This is a genomic window from Massiliimicrobium timonense (assembly GCF_042850985.1).
Classification (GTDB): Bacteria; Bacillota_I; Bacilli_A; order Erysipelotrichales; family Coprobacillaceae; genus Allocoprobacillus.
Genome location: NZ_AP031415.1, coordinates 982,270 through 1,001,069 on the forward strand (window position 1 = coordinate 982,270; position 18,800 = coordinate 1,001,069).

Below are 18,800 nucleotides of genomic sequence, written 5' to 3' on the forward strand. Positions count from 1 at the left end.
TAAAGGAAGTGTTGAATATGAAAATCAATGGAACATTAATGAATTATTATATTCATTGTCCTAGACAATGTTATCTTCATGCAAATAGATTAAACATGGAAAATAATAGTGAAGATGTGAAGATTGGTAAAGCATTGCATGAAGAAAAATATAAAGATGATGATAGTAGTGAAATAGCAATTGACAATATTAAATTAGATAAATTAACAAAAGATTATTTAACTGAAACAAAGAAAAGTGATGCCGATGTTGAGGCTAGTCGATGGCAACTTATTTATTATTTATATGTGTTAAAAGAAAAAGGGATTAATCGAAAAGGAAAACTGGAGTTTATTCAGAAAAATAAAGATAAAAAAGTTATGATTGTAGAACTCAATGATGAAGTAGAAGTAGAGTTATTGAATAAAATGAATGAAATACAAAAGCTGATGCAAAATCAAAAGGTTCCCGATGTTGTAGAAAGAAAACACTGTAAAAAATGTGCTTATTATGATTATTGTTTTATATAAAATAAGGTGAAATGTATGGGAAAAACAAAATATATTACAAGTATGGGTGAATTAAGTCGAAAAGATAATTCATTGTGCTTTAGAAAAAATAATAAAAACATATATTTACCAATAGAAAATATTCATGAAATATATTGCATGAATGAAGTATCTATCAATACAAAACTGCTAGATTATCTTTCTACAAAACATATCGTTATTCATTTCTTTAATTATTATGGAAACTATTCTGGAACTTTTTATCCTAAAGATCAGTATAAAAGCGGGAGATTACTGATTAAAGAAGTTGAGTGTTATAATTCAATGAAAAGAATAGTGATTGCTAAGAAGATTGTTATTGCTATTGCAAAAAATCTTGATTATGTGTTATATCATTATTATAAACATGGGCGTAAAGAAGTTAAAAAAATCATAGACTGGATCAGACATGAATTTTATAAACAGTTGGAAGAAATTCAAGACATACAATCATTAATGCTTTTAGAGGGTACTTTATGGCAAATGTTTTATTCGTCATTTCAATATATCTTACCTGAAGATTTTATGATGAATAAACGTGTAAGGAGACCTCCTGATAATCCTATGAATGCACTTATCTCTTTTGGAAATTCTCTTTTATACACGAAATGTATTTCTGTTATTTACCAAACACATTTAAATCAAACAATTAGTTATTTACATGAACCAAGTGAAGCTAGATTTTCTTTGAGTTTAGATTTAAGTGAAACCTTTAAACCTGTAATTGTATTTAAAACTATCTTTGATCTTGTGAATAATAAAAAATTAAAAGTCAATGAGCATTTTGAAAAGAAGGTTAATTATTGTATTCTTAATGACAAGGGTAGACAAATTTTTATTGAAGCGTTTGAAGAAAGATTAAATAGAGTTTTTTTGAATAAAAAGTTAAAACGTAAAATGACTTATCAAACAGCTATGAAAATGGATTGCTATAAGTTGATTAAATATCTTCTTGAAGATAAAGACTTTGAATTTTTCTCATTGAAGGAAGGATATTAATGAAAAAGTATAATTATAACTACGCTATTGTTTTTTATGACATAAAGGAAAAAAGAGTACAAAAAGTTTTTAAGATATGTAAAAAGTATTTATCACATTATCAATATTCAGTTTTTAGAGGTGATATTACTCCATCTAAACTTATATCATTAAAAAGAGAATTGAATAAAGTTATTAATAAAGAAGAAGATTTTGTTTGCATTATTAAAACATTTAATGATAATGTATTTGATGAAGAAATTCTTGGAAACAAAAAAACTGAGAGTGACAATCTTATTATCTAAATTTACCAAGTATTATTTTAGAAAAAATGAAAAAACGCTGATTATATCAATATAAATTGTAATTTTTGATAAAGATTAAATTTTATAGTTTTAGCTGGTAAAAAATTAAAAAAATATTGTTATAATCAGTATAATTTCATTTTAGTAAATAAAAAAGCATTGATTTTATTGGGTTTAATATCAACATATGGTGTTTTGAAATATGCCTGTGTCACAGACGCAGCAATATTTGGATTGAGTTTAATATCAACATATGGTGTTTTGAAATCTAATATCATTAATCGTTAATATACCCACGTATCTGTTTAATATCAACATATGGTGTTTTGAAATATATGATTAATAAAATCTTGAACTTCATCATATCGTTTAATATCAACATATGGTGTTTTGAAATCTATTGTTGTATCTAACAATGACAGTGTCTTCCGTGTTTAATATCAACATATGGTGTTTTGAAATTAATCTGTTTTTATCATTGACAGTTTTTCCTGCGTTGTTTAATATCAACATATGGTGTTTTGAAATATGAATACTGTCAATAACTATATTGCAGAAGTTAAGTTTAATATCAACATATGGTGTTTTGAAATATATATTAACATCAAAATTAATGGAAAATGATCTCTGTTTAATATCAACATATGGTGTTTTGAAATGCAGCTTCATTAGCCGTAGCAGCATCTTGTTGAGCTGTTTAATATCAACATATGGTGTTTTGAAATTGATACGCTTCATACATTTCTATGAAGTTTTCGTAGGTTTAATATCAACATATGGTGTTTTGAAATAATTGGAAATGAAAAAGAGTTTGTGATTGGGGTAGGGTTTAATATCAACATATGGTGTTTTGAAATATGAAAGATGTGAATTGATAGGTGCTATCCGTTTACGTTTAATATCAACATATGGTGTTTTGAAATATGTTTAATGTATTAGAGTTCTTAGCAACACCATAGTTTAATATCAACATATGGTGTTTTGAAATCCAGTAGCTTGAAAATCAATCTTATCACCATTATCGTTTAATATCAACATATGGTGTTTTGAAATTTAGGTGGAGGTCCAGCACTTGCAGGAGGTATTTTGTTTAATACCAACATATGGTGTTTTGAAATTCAACTCCTTCGACTTCAACATCTCCCATTTCATCGTTTAATATCAACATATGGTGTTTTGAAATTATACCTCCACCTTCTCTATAATTTTATTCCTTCGATGTTTAATATCAACATATGGTGTTTTGAAATTCTATCCATGTATCGCTTGATTTATCCCACAGAACGTTTAATATCAACATATGGTGTTTTGAAATTTCAAGGAACAAATTACAAAGAAGATATTAAGAGCAGTTTAATATCAACATATGGTGTTTTGAAATCTATAGTTAGTGTCATACGCTTGTTGAGCAGTTTCTGTTTAATATCAACATATGGTGTTTTGAAATTCCTTTTTGATAACTGGATTTGTCACTTCTCCCTGATTAATATCAACATATGGTGTTTTGAAATATGTTTTTTGCAAAAGCAAAAATGATTTTATGCTCTAATCAATATCAACATATAATGTTTTGAAATATGACAACCTGTGCAATCACAAAACACAGTTCTTGATCAATATCAATATATAATGTTTTGAAATGAAGATATGTATACAATCACAAAGGATAAAGAAAGTGATCAATATCAACATATAATGTTTTGAAATATGTATTCTTAGACACAAAAAAATAGAAACAACTCTGATTAATATCAACATATGGTGTTTTGAAATTCAACTCCTTTATAAAAGGTATTTCCAACTTTCCAGGATTAATATCAACATATGGTGTTTTGAAATACAAAGAGTTCAATTCCTAAGTCTTTTGCAGTTTTGATTAATATCAACATATAATGTTTTGAAATGCCATTGAACTTGCACCAGAGGGAACGGGATATCAATCAATATCAACATATAATGTTTTGAAATTTAGCCTGAGTAGCATTTTCTTTTGCTTCGTCCAAATCAATATCAACATATAATGTTTTAAAATTATACCGTCTTTATTTTGTTTCAGTAAATAACTATTAATTAATAACAATCCCAAATGACCAAAAATAAAAATATTATTTATACAAAACCTTAATTATTCATGAGATTATAATATAATCATGAAATATCCTTATTTCATAGGCATTTTCTGCTTTTATTTATTCTTTTTCTATTCACCCGTTGGGTGAATAGTTTTTCTTTATATATAATAAAAGCTCCTGTATAATGTAAGTGACCAAACTACAATACAAGGAGCACTTATATGATACAATCTATTTTCAATTTTGACAACATAAATTTTAACGGTGGCAACATTTCCTGTGATGGTGGCAGCATCTTGCTTCTTTCATTTCTTAAAAAGTACAATCTGCTATCTTCATTAGATGACATTCCTTTCAATGATACAAGAAGATTGCCTAAGTATTCCAATTCTGACATTGTCACTCAAATTGTTTTACGTAACCTTTTAGGCTACTTCAATCAGGCTGATCAAATGACACTTATTGATGATCCACTTTTATCACAATGCATCAATGCCTGTTCACAGCCTACTTTATCAAGATTCTTTGATAGAATCAACATGAAAACCAACATGACCATTAAGGAACATATTCAAAGATTAGGTTGCGACTATGTCAATAGGCATGTTGAGAATATCATTCTTGACGTCGATTCAACAAAAACACAAACTCATGGACATCAGGAAGCTTCTGCATATATCTACCATTATGGTGTCAATGGATACCATCCAATGATGATTAATGAATATAATACCAAACTATTGTTAAGTTCCAACTTTAGAACAGGAGCAGCATACTCATCTAATGGATTCATCAATGAACTCAAGAAAGTACTGGCACATCTTGATAGAAAAGGCAAGACTGTTTCCATGAGGGGTGACAGTGCATTCTACAATACTGAATTCATGGATTATATGCATCATGAAGATATTCAATACTACATTAGAGCCAAAAGCTATGAAAAGATTCAAAATATGATCATTGAACATCTGGAAGACAATGGAATTGATTATTTGAATTACACAAATCAGGAATCCTATTATGGAGAGATAGAATACTCACCTAAAAGTCTATCCACACCATGCCGATATGTTTTTAAGGTATTTCCAGCACAGGATAAACAGTTGACAATGTTCCCAGTTATCTATTGCATCATAACAAATGACATGAAAAGATCATGCGAAGACATCTGTGACTTCTATGAGGAGAGAGGAAACTCAGAGAACTTCACAAAAGAACTGAAAGATGATTTCAATGGAGATAATGTAGGACATCATGATTTTGAAAAGAACTGTTTCCAGTTCATGATATCATCACTGTGTTATAACTTCTATCATCTATTTAGGATTCTTGTATTAGAAGGCAAAGATCAGAAGATACGAATGAATACATTTAGAAACAAGTATCAAAAGATAGCAGTAAAGGTCATACGACATGCAAGAAGAATCATATTGTCATTTAGCAGTGCATATAGATATAAGAAGAAATTCTTAAAATACTATCAAAAACTGCAGAATTAAAACATAAAATCCATAGTTTATTGAAAGTAGTTGAAAAACTACACTTTTTTAGCTACGGTTATTCACAATTTTACGGTGGATAACATTTTTTAAGCTAGAAAATAGACATGATTTATAAGTTTTTCATCACAAATTTGCTTTCATGAATAATTTGGGCAAAATATGTAAAAGATTGTTGCGATACATGATATTGAAAGAGTATAATGATTTCAAGTGAAAATATGGAGGAAGTTCATGAAAGTTTATGATAAATTACTTAAACCAATTAAAGAAGTCAATTATCTAAGAGCAGATAATGTTGATAGGTATCGTTTGATTATTAGATACTTCTTTTTGGAATACGAAAAGATTCATTATTGGATTCATAAAGAAGAAGTTTATGAAGAAATTAGACAGATAGAAGGCTATCAAGATTATACATTAGAACAATGTCAACAAGATCTTCAACAGCTTACACAATGGCAAAATTTAACAGCAAGTCAAGATAGTAATAAAGTCAGAACAATAGATGATTTTAAAAATAAAAAATATCGTTATCAGCTAAGTGAATATACTGTTGAGATTGAAAGAATGACACTAAGATTAGAGAACTTAGAAATTGAAGGGGCATCATTAGAACCGACTTTACTGGAAAGAATTTATCATCAATTAACTCAAGTGAAAGACATAAGTCAAAAAGAAAATAGTGATGTGAATGGATGGCTGAATTTGCTCATGAACGATTTTGTCAGATTAAATCAAAATTATCAGGATTATATCAAAACATTAAATAGTGCAAAAGCAGAAGAACTCATGAAGACAACAGAATTTCTTGTTTATAAAGATAAAATCATTATGTATTTAAGAGAATTTGTCATGACCATGCAAAATACAGGAGCTTTAATTTCCAGTCTTATGAGAAATATTGATGAAAATGATTTAGAATTAATTTTTCAAAAAGCAACAGACTACGAATTGTCTATTCCACGTATTGGACGAGCATTAAAGAGAGAAGATGTTTATCAAAATTTTAAAGATAAATGGTTGAGTCTATATTATTGGTTTGTAGGTCAGGATGGTTATAATGAAGTTGATCATTTATATGATATATCTAATGAAATCATACGTAAAATGACGCGTTATGCACAACAAATATCTGAAATGATAAATCGTGGATCACATCGTAAAGAACAATATATACACATTGCTGAAATTTTTGAGAAATGTCAGGATATTAATGAAGCTCATTGCATGAGTGCTTATATTTTTGGGGTAGAAGATTGCCTACATCTTAACTATATTACACCTCGTTTAAGTGAAGACATACATATGGGTGTTTATCAGGATCATCCTTCATATATTCAATTTGATCCTCATTCACGTATTGTTAGAAAAAAGACAGTCAGAAAACCTGCTGAAGACCATACTTTTGAACGTATGGAACAACAATTAATGATTGAAGCTGAATATGCAAAACAGATGGAAAAAATACAGGAACTCATTGTGAATAATCAAATTGATTTTTCGTCCTTACCAGTTATTGATGCGAATACAAGAAAAACATTGCTTATGTGGTTGTCAAAAGCTTTAGGTCAGGAATCTTTATCATCTAAAACAGACGATGGACGAGTTTATATGATTGATAAAAGTGAAGCTAATCAAATGTGTGAAGTTGAGTGTATAGATGGGCATTTTATCATGCCAAAATTTAAAATTATATTTAAGGAGAAAGTTCATGAATAATAAAGAAGTTTTACTTTCGCAAAGATGGGTCTTAAAGCGTAATGATCGAGAACGTTATTACCAAATTAAAGATCATATCAAAGAATTAAGAAATCTTTTTCAAGAAAAAGCAGGTTTTTCACTCATTTCACATCCTCAGTTTATAAGACTTGATAAAACACCTGGAAAAGCTGAACCCTGGATGGGAATTACTCAGTTTCAACATGTAGAAGAATATCAAATTCTATGTTATATACTTACATTTCTTGAGGATAAAGAAATTGAGGAGCAATTTATTTTATCCCATTTATGCGAATTTGTACAAATTCAATTAGGTGTTGATGAAGAATATTGGCTACAATTTAAACATCGAAAAATGCTTGTCAATGTTTTAAAGTATTGTATAAAAGAACAACTTATTATTCAAGATGATGGAAACAGTGACCAGTTCATGCAAGATCAGTTTGTAGAAGTTTTATTTGAAAATACTGGATTATCAAGATATTTTATGCGTAATTTTACAGCTGATGTTTTTGAATGGGTAGATCCTCAAGATGTGATGGAAAATGAATGGGTTTCTAATGACAGTCAAGATCGAGGACTTATTCGTATACAACGTGTCTATCGTCGTCTTTTACTGTCATGTGGTATTTATAGAGAAGATGATGAAAATGATGATTTTTCATATATTCGCAGATATAGAAAAAGCATTGAAAAAGATTTACAGCAATTTTTTCCATGTGATTTACAAGTTTATGAGTCCAGTGCTTTTTTAATTTTGGATGATGATGTGAAGGTAGGACAAATGTTTCCTAAATCAAATGCTTTAGATGAGTTGGTTGTTTTATGCTGTAGTCAGATTCGTAAAGGTATTAAAAATAGAGATTACAAAATTGATGAAAGAGAAATTTATATCGATCAAAAAGAAAGAATTTTGAAAAGATTTAAACTCGTCATACAAAAACAAATATCTTATTTACCCGCTACTTATCGACAAAAAAGTATTGATCAACTTGTAGACATGGTTTATCAGCGTTTTATGGAAATTGGTTTTATGTCTTGTCAAAATGATGATGTTATATTTTATCCAGTTGTTGCGAAACTGACTGGGGAATTTGAGGAGGGTCAATCATGAGTTTAAGTCGTTGGCACATGAATAAAATGGGACTGGTTGATTTCTGGTGTTACGAAAATGAAGTATTTGAATTTGAAAATGGACATATGTTGTTACGTGGAAGTAATGGAAGTGGAAAATCTGTAACGATGCAAAGTTTTATTCCTTTGTTATTGGATGGAAATAAAAGCAGTGAAAGACTGGACCCATTTGGAACACGTTCAAGAAAAATAGAAACTTATCTGATTGATGAAAATTCATCACGTGAAGAACGTATTGGTTATTTATATCTAGAATTTAAAAGAGAAGATAGTGAACTTTATAAAACAATTGGAATGGGACTTCGTGCTAGAAAAGGAAAACCATTAGACTCATGGTATTTTGTGATTGAAGATAATCGTCGTATTGGTATAGATTTTGCTTTAATGGAAAATCAGCTGACGTTAAGTGAAAAACAGCTTAAAAATATTTTAGGAGATCAGGTCATTGAGTCACAAAAAGAATATATGAAACGTGTCAATGAAGCATTATTTGGCTTTGAAAGTTTGCAGGATTATGGTGATGCCATTGGTTTATTATTACAGCTTCGTTCACCTAAATTAAGCAATTCTTTATCACCACAAAAAATTAATGAAATCTTAGCTTCCTCTTTACAACCATTAAGCGATGAAGATTTAAGACCAATGAGTGAAGCCATTATGAATATGGATAATCTTCAAGATCAGTTAGAATTGCTGAAACAAAGCTTACAGGCAGCTCAGAAATTAAAAAATATTTATCAAACTTACAATCAAGTTCTTTTGTTAGAAAAATGGACAAAATATATCAAAGAACAACGTTTATATCAACAAATTAATCAAAATATCAAACAAAAAGATAAAGAGAAAAAACATTTTTATCAAAATTTATTAGATAATCATCAAAAATTAGATACCAATAGAATTCAATATGAAGTTAAGACAAATGAACTTTCTTCTATGAAAACGCATGATATTGAAGCATGGATAGAATCTATTAGTGAATACAATCAGGAACTGACTCAATATCAAAAAGAATTAGATAAGAAAATACATATTTGTGAACAAAAAGAAGAAGTCTATCAAGATTTAAATCAGAGTATTGAAGAATACCAAAATCTCATTGATCAAAAAGAATATGAATGCCAAAAGTTGATTCAAGAAATGAACGCTTTTAATGAAATTTTATCTTTAACTGAGCATTTAGCTATTAAAGAATGTTTTGAACAACGCAAGAAAAATTTTGAATTTTCATATACACGACAAGTTTTACAAAATGATATGAAACAAATTCAAGATGGTTTAGCAATGTGGAAAGATTATGAAACACAATCTCAATTAATTGCATTTTATGAAAATGATGAAAGTCAAAAGCAGGAACAATACATTGTTTTACAAACACAAATGGAACATTTACAAAAAGAATATCAACAAGTGATAGAAGAATATTTAGAAGATTATCATCGTTTTAATGAAAACAATGAGATTTTAAAAATATCTCAACAAGATATGGAAAAAATAAGAGAACATTTGATTGATTATGAAATGACTCATGATTACTTTGTGATTCAAAAAGTGATAGATGATATTTATCAGCATATGTCAAGACAATTGATAGAAGAACAGATGCGTTATGAAAGATTGATTCAAGAAAATGAAAATGAATTATCAAAACTCTACCATGAAAAAGAATATTTGGAATCTTTGGAAGATATTGAACCACAACAAACACCTGAAAATCAGTTGAATCGTCAATATTTAGATGAACATCATATTGACTATGTTCCATTTTATCGCTTACTTGAATTTGATGCATCATTGACAGATCTTCAAAAACAAAGAATTGAAGAAATCTTATCTCAAATGCAATTATTGAATGCTTTGGTTGTGCATAAAAATGATCAATATCGTATTCAAGAACTGCCTCAAGGATGTCAAGATTTTTATCTTTGGACAAATCAAGATGTTAATCAGCTTCAAACTCTGACAATCTCTCAATTCAATAATCAAAATGATTTGTTGTTTATTTTAGAATGTTTAGGTATCGAAACAAATCAACAAGTTGTCATTCAAGATAAATATTTCCAATCTGGAATTATTGAAGGGAGTCTTTCCTTAAATCAAGAAGCCATTTATATTGGTTATGAAAGTCGTATGAAAATGAAACAGGACAAGATTGAATCTTGTTTACTTCAAATTCAAGAACTGGAAACTTTCAAAGAAGAAAATATGCAAAAAGAAAAGTTGACTAAAGAAAAGCAGCAAACGCTTTTATTGGAATATCAAAGTTTTCGTGATGAAAAACAATTAAAAGAAAGTCTTGATAATGTGGAAATGCTAAGAAAAGAGCAGGCAACATTAGAACGAAAGATTCAAGAGCTGCAACAATTGATTTTATTAGAAAATCAAAAATTAACAGACATACATAATCAGATAAAAGTTGTAGCATCCAAATTGTTATTGCCAGTACAAAAAGGAGCATTTGAAGCTTATAAAGATGATCTGCAGGATTATCAGGAAGCTTTTGAATCTTTTAAAGATAGTTATACTCAGATGCTACAAACGATGGATTTAAAAGCTATACAAGATGAAAAAGCCAGTCAGCTCGTTGATGATTTAGATGAGTTGCATTATGAAATTGAACAGTACCAGCATAAAATCAGTGTGGTCACACAAAAGCGTGATTTATTACAGGAAAAATTAAATGAGTCTGGTTATCAGGATATTGCGCAAAAAATTCAAGATCTGCAAAATGAAATCAAAAGATTAGAAGATGAAAAAACAGCTTTAGAAAAAGAAAAATCCGTTTTAGAAACAAAGATAGAACAAGTAGACATAGATATACAAAATTTATCTGATCAAAAGTTGGAACAAGAAAATCATATGCTTATCTATAAAGATATTTTTATGCAGGAAAAAGATTTACATTTTATTATTAAAGAAGATATGTCTGATGAGGATATAGGAAAAATAATGCGTGATTTGAATCAGGAATTTTCACATAAAAAATCTATTGCTGATTATCAAAATCAGTTACAGCGTGTTTATTTTGAACAAAATATATATTTAAATCAATATAATGTTGTACAAGAAAATGTACCATTATGCCATGATGTTGATGATGTCCCATCTAGACTTATTTTAAAAGCGACAAATCAAGGGAAAAGGATCTCATTTCTAGAACTGACAGATATATTAGAACAAAATATAGAAATGCAGGAGTTATTAATTGTTGATGAGGATCGTCATATCTTTGAGGATATTCTTGTGAATACCATCAGCAAGAAAATAAGAGAACGCATCCATGCCAGTCGTCAATGGGTAGATAAAATTCAAAGTTATATGAATGATATGAATACAAGTAGTGGTTTACAATTAAGTTTAAAATGGAAAAGTCGTAAGGCAACAGATGATGGTCAATTGGATACACAAAAATTAGTTGAGTTATTAGAAATGGATTATCATGTGTTAAAAGACAGTGATCGTAAGAAAATATCTAACCATTTCCGCTCTAAAATCAATAGTGCCAGAAAAATGAGTCAGGATGAAAATACGACAGCTTCTTTCCATCAACTCATGAAAGATGTCATGGATTATCGTCAATGGTTTGATTTTACATTATATGCGAAAAAACCTAATGAAAATCGTAAAGAATTAACTTCTCATGTGTTCTATGCTTATAGTGGTGGAGAAAAAGCATTATCTATGTATGTTCCATTATTTTCAGCAGTGGCTGCTAAATTTGAAAGTGCCAGAAAAGATGCTCCATTATTGATTGCTTTGGATGAAGCCTTTGCAGGAGTTGATGAAAACAACATTGATAATATGTTTGCCTTGATTACAAAATTTGGTTTTGATTATATTATGAATTCACAGGTATTATGGGGAGATTATCCTTCTTGTTTATCATTAGCTATTTATGAGTTATTTAGACCTAATAATGCACCATTTGTGACGGTCATTGCCTATATATGGAATGGAAAGAATAAGAGGCTGAAATATTCATGAGTGTAGAACAAGAGTTGGCTGATTATTTAAATCAATCAGGATTTCAACGATTTGTACAGGCATGGATTAGACAATATCAGCGTTTAGGACATTTAGGTGGTAAAATTGTTTTAGAAAATTTAACTGATGATGAAAAACAATGTTTAGGTGGTTTAGGATGGGATTTATCTCAAAACAGATTGGAATTAACTTATGCACAGTTTCTTAAAAAATTAAAGAAAACACGTTATGGAGAAGCTGATTTTTTGAAAACGTTAGAAATTTTAAATCAGTCTTTGATTTATAGTCGAAAGGAAATCAAGGAATTAAAGATTTTGGCATTTGATGAATTCAAAGAAAATTTGTTTCATATCTTTCAAGATACCAAATCTTATGCGTGGTTAAAGACATATCTATCGACAGATAGATATGTCAAAAGATATTTTGAACAGAATCAACATATGTTTCAGTCAGTTCTTGAAAATGTTTGTCGTGCTTTAAATCAATTACCAGTTTATCAATTGAGCTTTGAATTATTACCTGTCTTTTCACAAAATATTACAAAAAATCCGCATTATTTTGATGAAGATTTACCAAGAGAACTCTTATTAAAAGGAATAGTCTATGATTTATATCATGAAGATATGTCTTTAGATTCATTCAAAATGATAGATGTTTTGTATAGTGCTGGTATTTTAAAAGATGATTTATCTAATTATTGTTATATATGTCATATTCAGCCACAAAAGGCTTATCCCTCATGGCAGGGATTTTATGAAGCTTATGAACCTTGGAATATGAATCTTTATAATATCAATGTAATGAAAGATTTGTTTATCCCTTTGGATATTTTTATCTTTGAAAATCCATCTGTTTTTCGTATGATGTGTAATTTTATTAAACATCATAAAATGGATGTCGGACTTGTTTGTAGTAATGGGCAAATTAATTTTTGTACATATTTATTATTAGATAAACTTGTTGATAGTGGCTGTTCATTATATTATGCAGGAGATTATGATCCTGAGGGATTAGTGATTGCTGAAAAATTAAAACAAAGATACCAGGATTTACATTTGTTTTGTTATAGTGTGTCATTATTTGAAAAAATTAAAATCAAACAAATAGATATCTCATCAAAGAGATTACAAATGTTAAATCAAATCAAAACTGATAATCTCAAAATCATAGCTCAAGCTATTCAACAAGAACAGGCATTTGGTTATCAGGAAGGACTTATTGATGTTTATCAAAGAGAACTCAAAAAGATGAAAATTATATAAAATCAACATAAAAGAGTCTAAACAGTGCATAGACTCTTTTATGTTGGGCTTAACGGTTGATGACTTTATCAAGAATATTTGACAGCATATTGATAGAATTTTTTCTATCAGATAATGCAACGGCAAGACTTGTGTGACCATAGATATCCATGACTTGATCAATGGTCCAATCATCACCAATACTTTTCATTTCATCAATAAATAGCTGAGCATCTTTTTGGTTCATATATATTTCCTCCTCGTTCTTTCATTATATAAAAGTAGTTTTAAAATTCAAGAAGATTTGATGTTTCTCCAGTAATGAAATCATCAGTAATAGAAAATCACTTTCAAGAAAACATATATTATTTTTTGAATGATTCCAGTAAGACATTTTATTCGGTATTTTACTTTATAAATCACAAAAGTGAAAATATAAATATAACGTCCTTTTGACTTTATTCAATTTTCATCTCTTTGAAATCTATTGTTTCATTTTCATGGCATATAAGTTGGATATGCTCGTTATAAATCAGATAACTTTCTCCATAGATTGTTGTACATTCATTGATTAGGATATAACTACCATCAACTAATACAATGAATGGATGATGAATGCTATCTTTATAAGTGATGTCTTCATATAGTCTTAATCCATCCAAGTATCTATCTTTGACCATCTGATAATGAGGAATGATGTTGAAATGAGTAAGCCCCAGACCTTGAATCCATCTTTGAAAATGAGGATTTATAGCTTCACCTTCTTCTTCAGGCTGACAATAAACAATATCAGCACAATTCATGCTGCCAGCACTGATGCCTATCACAATGCCTTGAAAATCTTCAATTTTTTCTCTAAGTTGAATGTCTTGAAAGAATTGATTTTGTGTAGGAACATGACCACCACCTAAGATAATGACATCATATTGTTGGAGATCGTCTCTTGTAAAGTTACTATATCTTTTATCAATCAAATCAAAACATTGCAAAGATAAACCTTCTTTTAAAAAGACTTCTCTAAAGAAATCACACATGTCATCATTTTGTTTATAAGCATCTGGAGTTGCTGCAATCATGCAACAACGACTATTGTTTTTCCAATATTTTTTTAATTCATCAACAAAATGATTTTTCTTATCTAAACCATCAACTTGTCTACTCCCATCTAATGGACCAGTAGGACTACTCGTTAAAAAAATGACCATATTTTTCACCTCATGTTTATTTTATCACAAAAATGATCGAAACAAGATAAATAGATTAGAAAAATCTGTTATAATAATCATAGAAAGAAAAGGGAGTTGAGCAATATGCATTTAAGTGATGAAGAAAAAATGGCAATGTTAAGACAAATGCAAGATGGTTTTATCAGATATCACCAAAGAAAAGAATATATGAAAAATATATCTATTGACGATTTATTAAAAGAAATCAATCAATTAGGTTTTCAGTATACTGAACAAGACATATTGGATAAGTATCAAGAATATATGAGTGTAACAGATACTGATGATTATTTTTTTAAAAGAGATCAGATGAGTTGGGAAGCTGTTGATGATCAAGCACAAATACTAAATTCTGATGCTTTGCTTAAACTTATATGTAAAATAGTCAAAAAACATTATGATGTAGAAACAATATGCGACCCATGGTTTATTATGGAAAGAATCGATGCACTGGATGATGTTCCAAAAAATGAAGCACAAGAAAAAATATTAGGAATTATTGAATCTATAGTAGAATATGGGAAACTACGACATATCAATAGTGTTGAAGAAATTATGGAAGATTATGACATAAATGCGATTTTAAAAGATCAGATTCGTCGATGTCATCAAAGAGATGCTCACTTTAAGCAAGTAATCAAAAGTTATTATGATACATTTATAGATGCCGATCATAGCATTTATAAAATAAAGTAGAAATGTTATATATTTTGTAAAAAAGTAAAGGAGATAACAAATGATACCACAATATAATGAAATGTATAATGAAGTGTTACAAGTATTAAATAAACATCATCAGTTAAGAGTACGTGATATGGTAGATGAAGTATCTGATGTATTACATTTAACTGAAGATGAAAGAAATCAAAAGATGGAAAACAGTCATAAAACAGTGATTTATCATCGTTTGGGATGGACAAAAACATATTTAACAAAAGCAGGATTGATTCGTTCTGTAGAAAGAGGTGTTTATCAAATTACACCTCAAGGGGAAAATATACTATCTTCTCATATTCATGTTGATGATGATTATTTAATGCAATATGAAGAAGTTAGACAGTTTGTAAATCGTCATAATGAACAACCTGAATATCAATCAAAACCAAAAGAGTCTACACCTTTAGAAAATATTGACCAATCTATTAAGATGATATCATCACGTGTCAGTGATGAACTATTAGATATGATTATATCTAAAGATCCAGCTTTTTTTGAAAAACTTGTTTTAGATTTGTTGGATAAAATGGGTTATGCTTATGATAAAGAATCTATCATTTCAACTGATTATAGTGGTGATGAAGGTATAGATGGAATTATCAATGAAGATCAGTTTGGATTTAATAGTATTTATATTCAAGCTAAGAAATGGAATAGAAGTAGTGTGGGAAGACCAGAAATTCAAAAGTTTTTAGGCGCAGTAGCTGGTCAAGGTGGTACAAAGGGATTATTTATTACTACATCTACTTTTACAAGAGAAGCCATCGATTATGCAAAAAAACAATTACAAGTTAAACTCATTTTAATTGATGGTAAAATGTTAACGGATTTAATGATAAAATATAATTTAGGTGTGAGTGTTGTGCAGACTTATGAAATCAAACAATTAGATTTAGATTATTTTGATAGTGAACTTGTTTAATGTTGATATTTATAAATGATATATAGTGACAATCTCTCAATAAACCGAGATTGTTTTTTTTATTGCCTATCTAAAATTAACATTGATATTTTTATAAGAAAGACGATTGTAAACAGAATAATCAAATAATTTAAATTTTATAATAACTCTCATTGAAAAAAATAAAATATAGCTTTATAATGGCAATGTCATGGATGACGTCTTATTGTAGCCTTATAGGCTAGTGCTGCTCCGTGATATAAGTTCCCTTATTGTTTTATGGTAGGCTTTTAGCTGAATCCACGTTTCAACAATGATAGGGAACTTTTATTGTATATGTATGCAACTGAAGTGATATATGCATGACAATCTAGAATCTTTTTAAATGAACGAAAATAATCTTGTTAAGTTTATACCATTATCTTGTTTATATAATTCTATGGAGTGAAAAGTTTCTTTGATTTGAGATATGAACTTTTGAATATTAAAATGATGAAAACGATGGTTTATGTAATAAAAATGACAGCGTTGATGATGATATTCATAATCACAAGTGACATAACCAATTCTTTGATTTTTTAATAAATGATATTGTTCACTCATAAGACCATCACAATCTTTCATTGAACTGAAAAATTCACATAATAAAGCTTCTCTGTATTGATCAGGACAATGAATATAAAATAAACATATTTTATTGTCTTCATATTGATGAACTTTATAGAAAACTTGACCTAAACATTCTTGAGAAGGATAAGATATCATTTCAAATGTTTTGATATGATCTTTTTCTTTTGTTGAAAAAGAAAATGGGTTTTGAAATATAAATTGACAGTAATCAAAATCAGATTGTTGAAAATATTGACTTGTTAAACAACAATATGAACCAAATTCTTGTAATAAGTCATAATCATCATCGATGATGATAAAGTAATCAATAAAATGTTTAGATAGATAATGATGAATACATCTTTTTTTATCATTATCTTCATTAATAATATCAATAATGAAATTATCTAAATCATAAAGTTTAAATAAAGCAATTATTTGTTTCGTTGTATTATATCTGCCCCATGTAGAATGCAACACAATATGACTACCTGTTTCTTCTATCAATTCTTTAAGATAGCCTAATGCTATATATGACCAGTCATAATACGCAGCTGCTAAATCATATTTATCAAATGTCAAATATATATCATCGCTATATTTATTGGCTAGATAATATTGTAACGCCTCCATATCATGATCAAATCTTCTTTCATAAGAGGGTGGCTGTATAACCCCATCAATATCTAAAAAGATAATATTTTTGTCTAAATGATTTTTAATTCTGATATCTTTTTCATAGGTCTTTATAGATTTGTTAATAAATTGTCTTGATTTATGCATGTGTAATCTCCTTTTTTATTTGCTATAAGCAATTATAACACATAATTTTAATTAGGAAAATAACAAGTGATACTGTTTAGAAAAATATTATGATATAATAATGAAGAATCAAGAGAGGAATAGAGAATGAAGGTTAAAGAATTAAGAGATTTATTAAAAGACAAAGATAAGAAATTAATCACTGATGCTTTTGTAGAAGTCTATAAAGCTTTACCAAAATCAAAAAAAGAAGAATTAGATGATGCAATTAAAAGTATTGTAAGTGGCGAAGGAAAGAAAAAAGCAACAAAACATGATGAAGTTTCATTAACTGATTTATTTGTTGAGATTCAGGATTTTTTACAAGATGCTTATCATGGGTATTATATTGCTCCTAACCGCATTGTTCCTAAAAAAGAAAGACCTAAGTGGCGCTTTAAAGTCAAAAGATACTTAAAAATTTTATTAGATGTTCCATCAGATCATCCTTATTTTTTACAAGTTGTCATATTGATTCGTGAAATTTATAAGATGTTAAGCTATGGTTGTGGTGTGTATATTTTTACAAGTGATGATCCTTTTGCATCTATAGGTATGGAACAAGAAAAATTATATGGGGAATATGTTGCTCGTCAGCTTCAACTGAATATTGATGAAGCATTAATTATTGAGATGGTTAATGGAGCAACACATTGTTATTTGAGTCGTGAATGTTTACATGTTATGTTATTTAGTGTTTTAGATCATTATATTCAAAAACAGCAATATCGAGATATGGTTTTCAATTATTGTCAAAGATTTATGACATCACAAAGAAACTTTATAGCAACATTAAAGCGTCATGATGATCGTTTGTATGAAGCTAAGGAATTGCTTACCAATATGAATCAACTGGCTTTTATATTTCATAATGATACTTTTGAGAAAGCATTACAGTATTATTTTCAAAATGAAATTATAAAAAATCCAGAAATCAGTCTATATACGTTATTGATGGTGATAGACATTTTCTATTCCTACAAAGAATGGATTGAAGCTTATGAATATGGAGTTGAAATCAAACATATTCAGCCACGACAAAAACTTATGGATAAATATGAAAGATATAAAAATGAGGTGTAAA

The 18,800-nt window shown here is 28.6% G+C and carries 14 protein-coding genes and 1 CRISPR repeat array; of the genes, 11 read left to right on the forward strand and 3 right to left on the reverse strand.

Going from position 1 to position 18,800, the window contains the following annotated elements; all coding sequences use genetic code 11:
- The first annotated feature begins 17 nt into the window (after positions 1–17).
- From ACGHJ8_RS05085 to ACGHJ8_RS05120, 8 genes are all read left to right on the forward strand, one after another.
- Positions 18–509, forward strand: coding sequence for a CRISPR-associated protein Cas4 (locus ACGHJ8_RS05085; protein ID WP_390542068.1), 492 nt, complete (start codon positions 18–20; stop codon positions 507–509).
- Positions 510–524: 15 nt separating this feature from the next.
- Positions 525–1,526: a type I-B CRISPR-associated endonuclease Cas1b gene (cas1b, locus tag ACGHJ8_RS05090; protein WP_087357667.1), complete on the forward strand. Its 1,002-nt coding sequence runs from the start codon at positions 525–527 to the stop codon at positions 1,524–1,526.
- Complete coding sequence (cas2, locus tag ACGHJ8_RS05095; protein ID WP_087357668.1) at positions 1,526–1,810, forward strand: CRISPR-associated endonuclease Cas2; 285 nt, start codon at positions 1,526–1,528, stop codon at positions 1,808–1,810. The genes cas1b and cas2 overlap by 1 nt, the downstream gene beginning before the upstream one ends.
- 172 nt (positions 1,811–1,982) lie before the next feature.
- Positions 1,983–3,844: a CRISPR direct-repeat array (repeat unit 30 nt; unit sequence GTTTAATATCAACATATGGTGTTTTGAAAT).
- Positions 3,845–4,103: 259 nt separating this feature from the next.
- Complete coding sequence (locus tag ACGHJ8_RS05100; RefSeq protein WP_390542071.1) at positions 4,104–5,381, forward strand: IS1380 family transposase; 1,278 nt, start codon at positions 4,104–4,106, stop codon at positions 5,379–5,381.
- A gap of 234 nt (positions 5,382–5,615) precedes the next feature.
- Positions 5,616–7,103, forward strand: a complete 1,488-nt coding sequence (locus ACGHJ8_RS05105; protein ID WP_087357671.1) for a TIGR02677 family protein — start codon at positions 5,616–5,618, stop codon at positions 7,101–7,103.
- Positions 7,096–8,217: a TIGR02678 family protein gene (locus tag ACGHJ8_RS05110; RefSeq protein WP_162607635.1), complete on the forward strand. Its 1,122-nt coding sequence runs from the start codon at positions 7,096–7,098 to the stop codon at positions 8,215–8,217. Before ACGHJ8_RS05105 ends, ACGHJ8_RS05110 begins: the two co-directional genes overlap by 8 nt.
- On the forward strand, positions 8,214–12,221 hold the full coding sequence (locus ACGHJ8_RS05115) for a TIGR02680 family protein (protein ID WP_390542074.1): 4,008 nt from the start codon (positions 8,214–8,216) through the stop codon (positions 12,219–12,221). The genes ACGHJ8_RS05110 and ACGHJ8_RS05115 overlap by 4 nt, the downstream gene beginning before the upstream one ends.
- The gene (locus ACGHJ8_RS05120; RefSeq protein WP_087357674.1) at positions 12,218–13,483 is read left to right on the forward strand and encodes a TIGR02679 domain-containing protein; all 1,266 of its coding nucleotides are present in this window, start codon (positions 12,218–12,220) and stop codon (positions 13,481–13,483) included. The genes ACGHJ8_RS05115 and ACGHJ8_RS05120 overlap by 4 nt, the downstream gene beginning before the upstream one ends.
- A gap of 49 nt (positions 13,484–13,532) precedes the next feature.
- Here ACGHJ8_RS05120 and ACGHJ8_RS05125 read toward each other — a convergent pair whose 3' ends face one another.
- Positions 13,533–13,709 (reverse strand): hypothetical protein, encoded by a 177-nt coding sequence (locus ACGHJ8_RS05125; protein ID WP_162607636.1) that lies wholly within the window; start codon positions 13,707–13,709, stop codon positions 13,533–13,535.
- Positions 13,710–13,920: 211 nt separating this feature from the next.
- Complete coding sequence (locus tag ACGHJ8_RS05130) at positions 13,921–14,667, reverse strand: Type 1 glutamine amidotransferase-like domain-containing protein (protein WP_390542076.1); 747 nt, start codon at positions 14,665–14,667, stop codon at positions 13,921–13,923.
- Positions 14,668–14,772: 105 nt separating this feature from the next.
- Between ACGHJ8_RS05130 and ACGHJ8_RS05135 the strand changes: the two genes are divergently transcribed.
- Together ACGHJ8_RS05135 and ACGHJ8_RS05140 are read left to right on the forward strand one after the other, a co-directional pair.
- Positions 14,773–15,384 carry a hypothetical protein gene (locus tag ACGHJ8_RS05135; RefSeq protein ID WP_390542078.1) on the forward strand — a complete coding sequence of 204 codons (612 nt, stop codon included), beginning with the start codon at positions 14,773–14,775 and terminating at the stop codon, positions 15,382–15,384.
- A 40-nt stretch (positions 15,385–15,424) separates the two neighbouring features.
- Positions 15,425–16,327: a restriction endonuclease gene (locus tag ACGHJ8_RS05140; RefSeq protein WP_390542080.1), complete on the forward strand. Its 903-nt coding sequence runs from the start codon at positions 15,425–15,427 to the stop codon at positions 16,325–16,327.
- Positions 16,328–16,687: 360 nt separating this feature from the next.
- On the opposite strand, the gene ACGHJ8_RS05145 is transcribed toward ACGHJ8_RS05140, so the two are convergent.
- Positions 16,688–17,698: an HAD domain-containing protein gene (locus ACGHJ8_RS05145; RefSeq protein ID WP_390542082.1), complete on the reverse strand. Its 1,011-nt coding sequence runs from the start codon at positions 17,696–17,698 to the stop codon at positions 16,688–16,690.
- 126 nt (positions 17,699–17,824) lie between these two features.
- Here ACGHJ8_RS05145 and ACGHJ8_RS05150 point away from each other — a divergent pair, with 126 nt between their 5' ends.
- Positions 17,825–18,799: a hypothetical protein gene (locus tag ACGHJ8_RS05150; protein ID WP_390542084.1), complete on the forward strand. Its 975-nt coding sequence runs from the start codon at positions 17,825–17,827 to the stop codon at positions 18,797–18,799.
- Position 18,800: the final 1 nt, after the last annotated feature.

What these genes read in the sequence shown, in the direction of transcription:
- ACGHJ8_RS05085 (WP_390542068.1), top strand. Translation starts at nt 18, where the DNA reads ATGAAAATCAATGGAACATTAATGAATTATTATATTCATTGTCCTAGA.
- cas1b (WP_087357667.1), top strand. Translation starts at nt 525, where the DNA reads ATGGGAAAAACAAAATATATTACAAGTATGGGTGAATTAAGTCGAAAA.
- cas2 (WP_087357668.1), top strand. Translation starts at nt 1,526, where the DNA reads ATGAAAAAGTATAATTATAACTACGCTATTGTTTTTTATGACATAAAG.
- ACGHJ8_RS05100 (WP_390542071.1), top strand. Translation starts at nt 4,104, where the DNA reads ATGATACAATCTATTTTCAATTTTGACAACATAAATTTTAACGGTGGC.
- ACGHJ8_RS05105 (WP_087357671.1), top strand. Translation starts at nt 5,616, where the DNA reads ATGAAAGTTTATGATAAATTACTTAAACCAATTAAAGAAGTCAATTAT.
- ACGHJ8_RS05110 (WP_162607635.1), top strand. Translation starts at nt 7,096, where the DNA reads ATGAATAATAAAGAAGTTTTACTTTCGCAAAGATGGGTCTTAAAGCGT.
- ACGHJ8_RS05115 (WP_390542074.1), top strand. Translation starts at nt 8,214, where the DNA reads ATGAGTTTAAGTCGTTGGCACATGAATAAAATGGGACTGGTTGATTTC.
- ACGHJ8_RS05120 (WP_087357674.1), top strand. Translation starts at nt 12,218, where the DNA reads ATGAGTGTAGAACAAGAGTTGGCTGATTATTTAAATCAATCAGGATTT.
- ACGHJ8_RS05125 (WP_162607636.1), bottom strand. Translation starts at nt 13,709, where the DNA reads ATGAACCAAAAAGATGCTCAGCTATTTATTGATGAAATGAAAAGTATT.
- ACGHJ8_RS05130 (WP_390542076.1), bottom strand. Translation starts at nt 14,667, where the DNA reads ATGGTCATTTTTTTAACGAGTAGTCCTACTGGTCCATTAGATGGGAGT.
- ACGHJ8_RS05135 (WP_390542078.1), top strand. Translation starts at nt 14,773, where the DNA reads ATGCATTTAAGTGATGAAGAAAAAATGGCAATGTTAAGACAAATGCAA.
- ACGHJ8_RS05140 (WP_390542080.1), top strand. Translation starts at nt 15,425, where the DNA reads ATGATACCACAATATAATGAAATGTATAATGAAGTGTTACAAGTATTA.
- ACGHJ8_RS05145 (WP_390542082.1), bottom strand. Translation starts at nt 17,698, where the DNA reads ATGCATAAATCAAGACAATTTATTAACAAATCTATAAAGACCTATGAA.
- ACGHJ8_RS05150 (WP_390542084.1), top strand. Translation starts at nt 17,825, where the DNA reads ATGAAGGTTAAAGAATTAAGAGATTTATTAAAAGACAAAGATAAGAAA.